Annotated in this window: 10 protein-coding genes and 1 pseudogene; all 11 read left to right on the top strand. The window is 75.2% G+C overall.

Translation table 11 applies throughout. The annotated features are described in order from the left end of the window. Positions 1-738: hypothetical protein (locus F6X68_RS27415; protein ID WP_151456971.1), on the top strand; the 738-nt coding region annotated here is incomplete at its 5' end. 115 nt (positions 739-853) lie between these two features. Further along, positions 854-1513, top strand: coding sequence for an SAF domain-containing protein (locus tag F6X68_RS27410; protein ID WP_151456970.1), 660 nt, complete (start codon positions 854-856; stop codon positions 1511-1513). Positions 1514-1515: 2 nt separating this feature from the next. After that, positions 1516-2316, top strand: coding sequence for a ParA family protein (locus F6X68_RS27405; protein ID WP_151456969.1), 801 nt, complete (start codon positions 1516-1518; stop codon positions 2314-2316). Beyond that, positions 2306-3838 carry a CpaF family protein gene (locus F6X68_RS27400; RefSeq protein ID WP_151456968.1) on the top strand — a complete coding sequence of 511 codons (1533 nt, stop codon included), beginning with the start codon at positions 2306-2308 and terminating at the stop codon, positions 3836-3838. The genes F6X68_RS27405 and F6X68_RS27400 overlap by 11 nt, the downstream gene beginning before the upstream one ends. After that, positions 3799-4744: pseudogene (locus tag F6X68_RS27395) on the top strand (type II secretion system F family protein). Before F6X68_RS27400 ends, F6X68_RS27395 begins: the two are co-directional and overlap by 40 nt. Before the next feature lie 52 nt (positions 4745-4796). After that, the gene (locus tag F6X68_RS27390; protein WP_151456966.1) at positions 4797-5678 is read left to right on the top strand and encodes a type II secretion system F family protein; all 882 of its coding nucleotides are present in this window, start codon (positions 4797-4799) and stop codon (positions 5676-5678) included. A gap of 26 nt (positions 5679-5704) precedes the next feature. Continuing rightward, positions 5705-5914 (top strand): hypothetical protein, encoded by a 210-nt coding sequence (locus tag F6X68_RS27385; protein ID WP_151456965.1) that lies wholly within the window; start codon positions 5705-5707, stop codon positions 5912-5914. 9 nt (positions 5915-5923) lie between these two features. After that, complete coding sequence (locus tag F6X68_RS27380) at positions 5924-6388, top strand: TadE/TadG family type IV pilus assembly protein (protein ID WP_370518996.1); 465 nt, start codon at positions 5924-5926, stop codon at positions 6386-6388. Continuing rightward, a complete protein-coding gene (locus F6X68_RS27375) occupies positions 6373-6852 on the top strand; it encodes a TadE/TadG family type IV pilus assembly protein (protein ID WP_151456964.1) in 480 nt (159 codons plus the stop codon). The genes F6X68_RS27380 and F6X68_RS27375 overlap by 16 nt, the downstream gene beginning before the upstream one ends. Then, a complete protein-coding gene (locus F6X68_RS27370; RefSeq protein WP_151456963.1) occupies positions 6849-7280 on the top strand; it encodes a pilus assembly protein TadG-related protein in 432 nt (143 codons plus the stop codon). The genes F6X68_RS27375 and F6X68_RS27370 overlap by 4 nt, the downstream gene beginning before the upstream one ends. A gap of 15 nt (positions 7281-7295) precedes the next feature. Next, positions 7296-8175, top strand: an 880-nt coding sequence (locus F6X68_RS27365) for a LysM peptidoglycan-binding domain-containing protein (protein ID WP_151456962.1), incomplete at its 3' end; no start/stop codon positions are given.

Below are 8175 nucleotides of genomic sequence, written 5' to 3'. Positions count from 1 at the left end.
GCGTACCGCCGAGGTGAGGTTCCGGGCGGCGGGGGCGGCGCCGCCAAGTGCCAGTGGAACGGCCGCACCGTCAAGTGCTACGACAGCGTGCTCGGCTGGTTCAACAACGGCGACGGCTGCTACTACAAGCTCGCCGAACCGCAGCCCGAGGCCCCCGAGGGCCAGCAGTGGTACGTGCGCACCTGCAACGGCGGCGACCTCGGCTCCCAGACCACGGTCCTGCGCGATGCCCCGCCGCCCGGCTTCGGCGCGCCGCCCGACCCGGAGGAACTCGCCCGGCGGGCGCTGGCCAAGATCACCATTGCGGCGCCCCGGATCGCGGTCGCCCCCCGCCGCAGCAACGGTCCCGGCCTGGTCGGGCTGCCGGTCTGGATGTGGGGCCGCAACGACGACCGGAAGTACTTCGGGCCGACCCAGCGGGCATCGGAGAGCGAGCGGGGCCTGACCGTACGGATCACGGCGAAGTTCGACCGGATCGTCTGGAACATGGGCAACGGCCGCAAGGTCACCTGCTCCGGCGCCGGTACGCCGTACCGGGCCGACGGCCCGCTCGCCGGCCGCCCCTCCCCCGACTGCGGCTACCAGGGCTACCCGAAGGCCGGCGACTACCGGGTGCGGGCCACGACCTACTGGACGGTGACCTGGCAGGGCGGCGGCCAGAGCGGCGTCATCCCGGTCAACCGGACCACGGGAACGGTCCCGGTCCGAATCAACGAACTTCAGGTGGTGGCCCAGTGAGCGCGAGGAGTGAGCCGATCTTGCGAGCCCCGCAGTCGCGAACGGAGACGGGCCCAGTGAGCGCGAGGAGTGAGCCGATCTTGCGAGCCCCGCAGTCGCGAACGGAGATGGTCCGGTGAGTGTGGCGACCCGGAACGGAACCGGGCCGGTGGACGCGCCGGTCGCCCCGCCCCGGGTGGTGCGGCAGCGGCGGATGCGGCCCGGGCTGCTCGGCCTGGCCGTGCTGCTGATCGCCCTCGGCGGCCTGGGGGCGGCGTTCGCGGTCACCTCCGTACGCGCCACCGGCAGCTACCTGGCGGTGGCCCGGCCGGTCGAGGTCGGCCGGCAGGTCAGCGCCGACGACCTGGTCCCGGTGCAGGTGGCCGGTGGCCAGGGGCTCTCGCCGGTGCCCGCCGGGCGGCTCGACGAGGTGGTCGGCAAGCGGGCCGCTGTGGCGCTGACCCCCGGCACGCTGCTGACCATGGCGCAGCTCACCGACGACCCGCTGCTCGGGCCCGGCCAGCAGCAACTCGCGCTGGGCCTGAGCCCCGCCGAGGTCCCCGCCCGCAGGCTCCACCCCGGCGACAAGATCCTGCTGGTGAGCACGCCGGACGGGGACGACGACCGCCCCGCGGGCGCCGCCACCCGGTTCGAGGCGACGGTCATCGACGCCGTCACCTCGGACGACGACGACGAGGTGGTGGTCTACCTGGCACTCGCCGTCCGGGACGTGCCGGCCGTCGTCGCGCTGTCCAGCCAGGAGCGGATCGCTCTCGTACTGACCGAGGCGGCCTGACCATGGCGATCATCGCGCTGGTGTCGGCGAAGGGCTCCCCGGGCGTCACCACCGCCGCCCTCGCGTGCGCCCTGACCTGGCACCGGCGGCTGGTGCTCGCCGAGTGCGACCCGGCCGGCGGGTCGATCCTCGCCGGCTACCTGGGCGGCGCGCTCGACGGCCCCCGGGGCATCGGCGAACTGGCGGTCGGCGAGTTGCGCGACGGCAACCTGGAGTCGGCGTTCTGGTCGCAACTGGTCGACCTGGACGCGCCGAAGCGGGAGCGGCTGCTGCTGCCCGGCGTCGTCGATCCCGCCCAGGCCGGCAGCGTCATCCCGCTCTGGCAGCGCTTCGCCGACTTCTTCGGCAGCCTGGAGGGCGGCGACCCGCCGTACGACGTGGTGGTGGACTGCGGGCGGCTGCACGTCGTCGGTCCACCGTGGCCGATCCTGCGCGCCGCCTCGGTGGTGCTGCTGGTCAGCGGCGCCCGGCTCCCCGACCTCTCCGGCACCCGGGCCATGGCCAGGACGATCGAGCGGGACTTCGCCGAGCACCGGGTGCCGCCGGGCACCCTGCGGCTGCTGCTGGTCGGCGACGGCCACGGCAGCGGCGAGGTCAGCAAGGCGCTGCGGCTGCCGGTGATCGCCCGGATGCCGCACGATCCGCGTACGGCCGAGGTGCTCGGCCTGGGCGGCACCGTGCGGGCCGGTCGGCCCCTGATGCGCGCGGCCGGGGCCCTGGAGGTGCCGGTCGGGGCGATGCTGGAACGCCGGCGCGCCCGGCTGACCTGGCCCGTGCCGCAGGGGGTGCCGGATGCGGTTTGAACCGGTCTCCGGCGACCCGCGCCGGCAGCCGCCCGGTGCCACCTCCACGGCGCCGCCGCTGGCCCCGCCCAACGGACGCCACCATCCCCTCCCGCTGCCGGTGCCGGTCACCGCGCCGCGGCCCGAGCCGCCGCCCCGGCCCCGGGTCGACTTCCAGGTGGTCCGCGAGCTGCGCCGGGAACTCAGCGAGCGGCTGGCCCTGTGGCAGCGCGGCCGGGAGTTCACCGTCGACGAGGAGGACACCGAGCGCGCCCGGCTCGCGGTGACGGTGGTCGCCGAGTACGCGGACGCGGTGCGCCGGGCCGGCACCCCGATGGCGGCCGGCGAGGAGCGGCTCCTGCTCGACCAGGTGACCGCCGAACTGGCCGGGCTCGGCCGCCTCCAGACGCTGCTGGTCGACGACACCATCGAGGAGGTGCACATCCTCGGCTGCGACCAGGTGCGCGTCACCCGCCACGGCGGCGGCGTCGACTGGGTGGAGCCGATCGCCGACAGCGACGACGAGCTGGTGGAGATCCTCCAGGCGGCGGCCCGCCGGGCCGGGGCCACCGAACGCTCGCTGTCGACGTCCAAGCCCACCCTCGACCTGCAACTGCCCGACGGCAGCCGGCTCGCCGCGGTGTTCCTGGTCAGCCACCGCCCGTACGCGGTGATCCGCAAGCACAACACCCTCGACGTGAGCCTCGACGACCTCGCCGGGGCCAGGGGCGACCTGGACGAGATGATCGACCCGCTGGTGCGCGACTTCCTCCGCGCGTCCATGCGCGCCGGGCTGAACATCATGGTGGCCGGCCTCGCGGGCGCCGGGAAGACCACAGTCATCCGGGCGCTGATGGACGAGATCCCGGCCGACGAGCCGTACGTGCTGCTGGAGGAGAGCCGCGAGCTGCTGCCGGCCCGCCGCCGCCTCAAGCACCGGGCGGTGATGAGCTTCGAGGCCCGGGAGGGGCACGGCGAACGCGGGGCGGACGGCCGCCCGGCCGGCGAGGTGAGCATCGCCGACCTGATCCCGGTCTCCCTGCGGATGGGCGTGCTGCGGATCATCGTCGGCGAGGTCCGGTCCCGGGAGATCGTCCCGATGCTCCAGGCCATGACGACCAGCCGCGGCTCGATGTGCACCATCCACGCCCGTACGCCCGCCGGGGTCAGCGAGCGGATCATCGAGCTGGCGCTCGCGCACGGCCGCGAGATGACCGTCGACCAGGCCCGCCGGATGGCCGGCAACGCGCTCGACCTGATCGTCTACGTCACCGTCGAGGACGAGACCGCGATCGGCGGGCGCAAGCACCGCTTCGTCTCGCACGTCGAGGAGGTCATCGGCGTCGGCGACGGCAACCGGATCACCACCACCCAGGTGTTCGGGCCCGGGCCGGACGGGCGGGCCGTACCCCGGCACCTGCCCGAGCGGGTGCGCGCCCAACTCCTCCGGGTCGGCTACGACGCCCGGCTGCTCAGCCGGTGGATCGAGGCCGGCACGGGCGCGTGGCGGCGGCCCCGGCAGACCCGGCTCGGGCGGCGGTGACCGGAGGTGCTGGACAACGTCGAACTCGTCGCGGTGGCCTCCGGCGCCGCCTGCGTGGCCGGGCTGCTGCTGGCGGTCGTCGCGCTGGTCGGCACCCGCCGGCCGCCCGGTGGCCCGGGCGCGGGCCGTGGGCTCGACCGGCTCTGGAAGGGCCCGGGCGCCACCCCGCGCGAACAGCGGGCCCACCAGGCGCTGCTGGTCGCCGCCCTGGTCGCGGGTGCGCTGGCCTTCCTGGTCACCGGCCTGCCGGTGGTCGGTCTGCTGGTCGCGGTGGCCGTCCCGGGCACCCCGTGGCTGTTCTCCGTCGGCAAGGCCGAGCAGCGGGCCATCGCCCGCATCGAGGCGGTCGGCGAGTGGACCCGCCGGCTCAAGGACGTCTCCGCCACCGGCCAGGGACTCCAGCAGACGATCATCGGTACGGTCGCCACCGCTCCCGAGGAGATCCAGGAGGAGGTACGGCTGCTCGCCGCCCGCCTCCAGGCCGGCTGGCTGGCCCGCTCCGCGCTGCTCGCCTTCGCCGACGAGATCGGCGACCCGGTCTGCGACCAGGTGGTGGCGGCGCTGATCCTGCACGTGACCGACCGGGGCGAACGCCTCGGCGACGTGCTCGGCTCGATCGCCGGAGCGGCGGCGGCCGAGGTGGCCACCCGCCGGGAGATCGAGGCGAAGCGCACCCAGCCCCGGTTCGCGGTCCGCTTCCTCACCGGGATGACCCTGGCCACCGTCGCGTACGGGCTGCTCAACACCGAGTACGTGAGCCCGTACGGCACGCCCTTCGGGCAGCTCGTGATGGCGACGCTCGGCGCGGCCTTCGTCGGCCTGCTGGCCTGGGTGCGGTCGATGAGCCAGCCCCGCCGGCCGGCCCGCTTCCTGCCGGCTCCCGACCCGGAGGAGGTGGCCCCGTGAGCGCGAGGAGTGAGCTTGCGAGCCCCGCAGTCGCGAACGAAAGGCAAGCACCGTGAGTACGGTCGTCCTCAACTGGCAGCTCGCCGTCGCCGTGTGCGGCGGGGCGGCGATCGGGCTGGGCGCCTTCCTGGTGGTCCGCGAGCTGGTGCCGGCCACGCCCGCGCTCGGGCCCGCGCTGCGCCGGCTGCACCAACCGGCCGGCGCCGGGCAGCTCGCCACGCCCGCCGACCGGCGGCTGGAGTGGCTCACCGGGCTGTCCCGCTGGCTGCGGCCACCGCACCGGCAGCTCGCCCTGATCGACCGGACGCCCGAGCAGTACGCCCTGTCGATGCTGCTCTCCGCGCTGATCGGGCTCGCCGCGCCGACGCTGCTCGGCGTCACCCTGTTCGCCGTCGGCATCCGGCTGCCGGTGGTCGTACCCGTCCTCGGCAGCCTCGGGTTGGCGCTGCTCTGCGCCCTGATCGCGCACCGGTCGGTGCTGGACCGGGCGGACAAGGCGCGCGACGAGTTCCGCCAGGCGGTCTGCACCTACCTCGACCTGGTCGCCCTCCAGCTCTCCGCCGCGCACGGGCCGGTGCAGTCGCTGGAGCGGGCGGCGGCGGTCTGCGACGGCTGGGTCTTCGACCGCATCTCCGAGTCGCTGCGGATCGCGCAGATGCAGATGCACTCGCCGTGGGACGAGCTTCGCGACCTCGCCGAGCGCATCGGCATCCCGGAACTGGGCGACGTCGGGGCGATCATGCGCTCCTCCGGCAGCGAGGGCGCGCAGGTGCACGAGACCCTGCGCAGCCGCGCCGACTCGCTGCGCGACCAGATCCGCACCGACAACCTGGCCCGGGCCGAGGGGGTGACCAGCCGGCTCGACATCCCCGGGGCGCTGCTCGTCTTCGTCCTGCTCGGCTTCGCCGTCTATCCGTTCATCGCCCGCCTGTGATCCGCCCCCGAGAGAAGGAGCACGTCATGTCCGTCATCACCCGACTGCACGTCGTCGTGTCGACACGCCTGGCCGAGCTGCGCGAGGACGGGGAGCGGGGCGACAGCCCCGTACCGACCGCAGTGATCATCTTCGGTCTGGTCGCCGTCGCGATGGCGGTCACCGCCGCCGCCCTCGGTGCCGCCAACGACTGGATGACCAACATCCCCACCCACCAGGCTCCGGACCCGAAGTAACACCGGGCCGTGCGCCGGACAGACTCCGTCCCGGGGCGCCGGGCGGCCACCGCCGCCCGGCGCCCCGTCGCGGCTGCCGCCCGGCGGCTCGTGGCCGGCGGGGTCGACCGGGGGGCCAACCCGGTCGAGTTGGCGGTGGTGATGCCGGTGATCCTGCTGCTGCTCTTCGCCTCGATCCAGGCAGCGGCCTGGTTCGTCGCCCGCTCCACCGCGCTCAACGCCGCGCAGAGCGCGGTCAACGCGCAGCGGCTGCACCAGGCGCCGCCCGGGGCCGGTGAGGCGCGGGCCGTCCGGTTCCTGAAAGCCTCAGGCGGCTGGCTGGTCGGCTGGAAGGACCCCGCACCGAGCTGCGAGACCACCGCGACCGAGGTGACCTGCACGGTGCGCGGGCGGTCCCTGTCGGTCGTACCCGGGGTCACCTTCCCGGTGCACCAGACCGCGCACGGGACCGTGGAACGGTGGACCGCGCCGTGAGCCGTACCGCCGAGCGGGGCTCGGTCTCGATCGAGGTGGCGGTGCTCGCCCCGGCGTTCATCGCGCTGATCGTGCTGGCCGGCGTCGCCGGGCGTACCGCCGTGGCGGCCGAGGCGATCGACGCCGCCGCCCACGACGCCGCCCGCGCCGCCTCGATCTCCCGGGACGCCCGCACGGCCCGCGCCGAGGCCCGGGACGCGGCCCGCCGGCAGCTCGACTGGCGCGGCCTGAACTGCGCCGGCACTCCCGAGGTGACGTTCAGCGGCGCGGTACGCGGCGCCCCCACCAGCTTCGACGCGGCGTTCCGCAGCCCGGCCGGGCAGGACGCCTCGGTCACCGTCCGGGTCGCCTGCACCGTCTCCTACGGGGACCTGCACCTGTCCGTCCTGCCGGGGATGCCCGCCGGCAAGCGCGTGTCGGCGAACTTCACGTCGCCGCTGGACCGCTACCGGAGCCGGGGATGACCGCCGTGGCCGGTCGGCACGACCAGGGCCGGGTCAGCATCTTCCTCGCGGTGGCGATGGTCGGCGTCCTCTCCGTCATCGGCCTGGCCTTCGACGGCGCGGGTCAGCTGCGCACGTTGCAGCGGGCCGACAACCTCGCGGCCGAGGCCGCCCGCGCCGGCGGCCAGGCCATCGACCGGGCCACCGCCATCGAGGGCGGGCCGACCCGGATCGACCGCCCCCAGGCCCGCCGGGCCGTCGCCGGTTACCTCGCCGCCGCCGGCGCCGCCGGCCACACCGTCAGCTTCCCGGTCGTCGACGGGGAGACCCGGGTCCGGGTACGCGTCACCGTCACGCACCGCAGATCCATGCTCGGCCTGCTCGGCTTCGACGAGACCGTCACCGTCTCCGGTGAGGCGACCGCGCGGCCGCTCACCGGGGCACCGTAGGAAGGGAAGGCAGCCATGGCCGCATCGGGGCGTTCCGTCGTACGGCGGACCGGACGCATCCTGACCGGGTTCGGCGCGCTCGTCGTGCTCTGCGCGGTGCTGGTCGGCGCGCCGGTGGCGCTGCTCGCCCTCGCCGGCAACCCGCTGCCCGACCACCTGCCCAGCGTCGCGGAGATCGGTTCGACGCTGACCAGCCGGGACGACGGGCGGCTCTTCCTGCGGGCGCTGGCGCTGGCCGGCTGGTTCGGCTGGGCCACGTTCACCTTCTCCGTCCTGGTCGAACTCTGCGCGCAGGCGCTGCGCCGGCCGGCGCCCCGGCTGCCGGGGATGAGTCGCCAGCAACGGGCCGCCGCCGCGCTGGTCGGTTCGGTCGCGCTGGTCCTCGCGGCCAGCCCGGCGGCGAGTGCGGCGGCGGTGGTCGCCGACCCGTACGCCCTGCCGGCGGCACAGCCCGCAGCCGCGCGGACGGTTGCGGAGGCCGCCTGGCCGGGGCCGGCCGCGCACACCTGGTCCACCCCGGTCGCCTCGTCCGCTCCCGTGACCTCATCCGCCTCGGACGACGGTGTGGCGGTCTACCGGGTGGCCCGGGGCGACCACCTGGGCGCGGTCGCCCAGCGCTACCTGGACGAGTTCGCCGACTACCGGGAGTTGGCCGAGCTGAACCGGCTCGGCGACCCGGACCGGATCCACCCGGGTCAGCTGTTGAGGCTGCCCGGGGACGCCGAGGACCGGGGTGCCCGCCGGCACGCGACCGGCCGCCTCGTCGCTCGCGCTGATCGGCGGCCTGGTCGGCTCGACCGTCGCCGCGTCCGGCACGGTGCTCTGGACCGGCATCGGGGAGAGCGTGATCATCCCGATGGTCCTCTCGCCGATGGTCGGCTTCGTGCTCGGCTAC

It is taken from the genome of Micromonospora sp. AMSO12t (genome assembly GCF_008806585.1).
GTDB classification, from domain to species: domain Bacteria; phylum Actinomycetota; class Actinomycetes; order Mycobacteriales; family Micromonosporaceae; genus Micromonospora; species Micromonospora reichwaldensis.
This window is presented reverse-complemented; position numbering and strand designations above follow the sequence as displayed.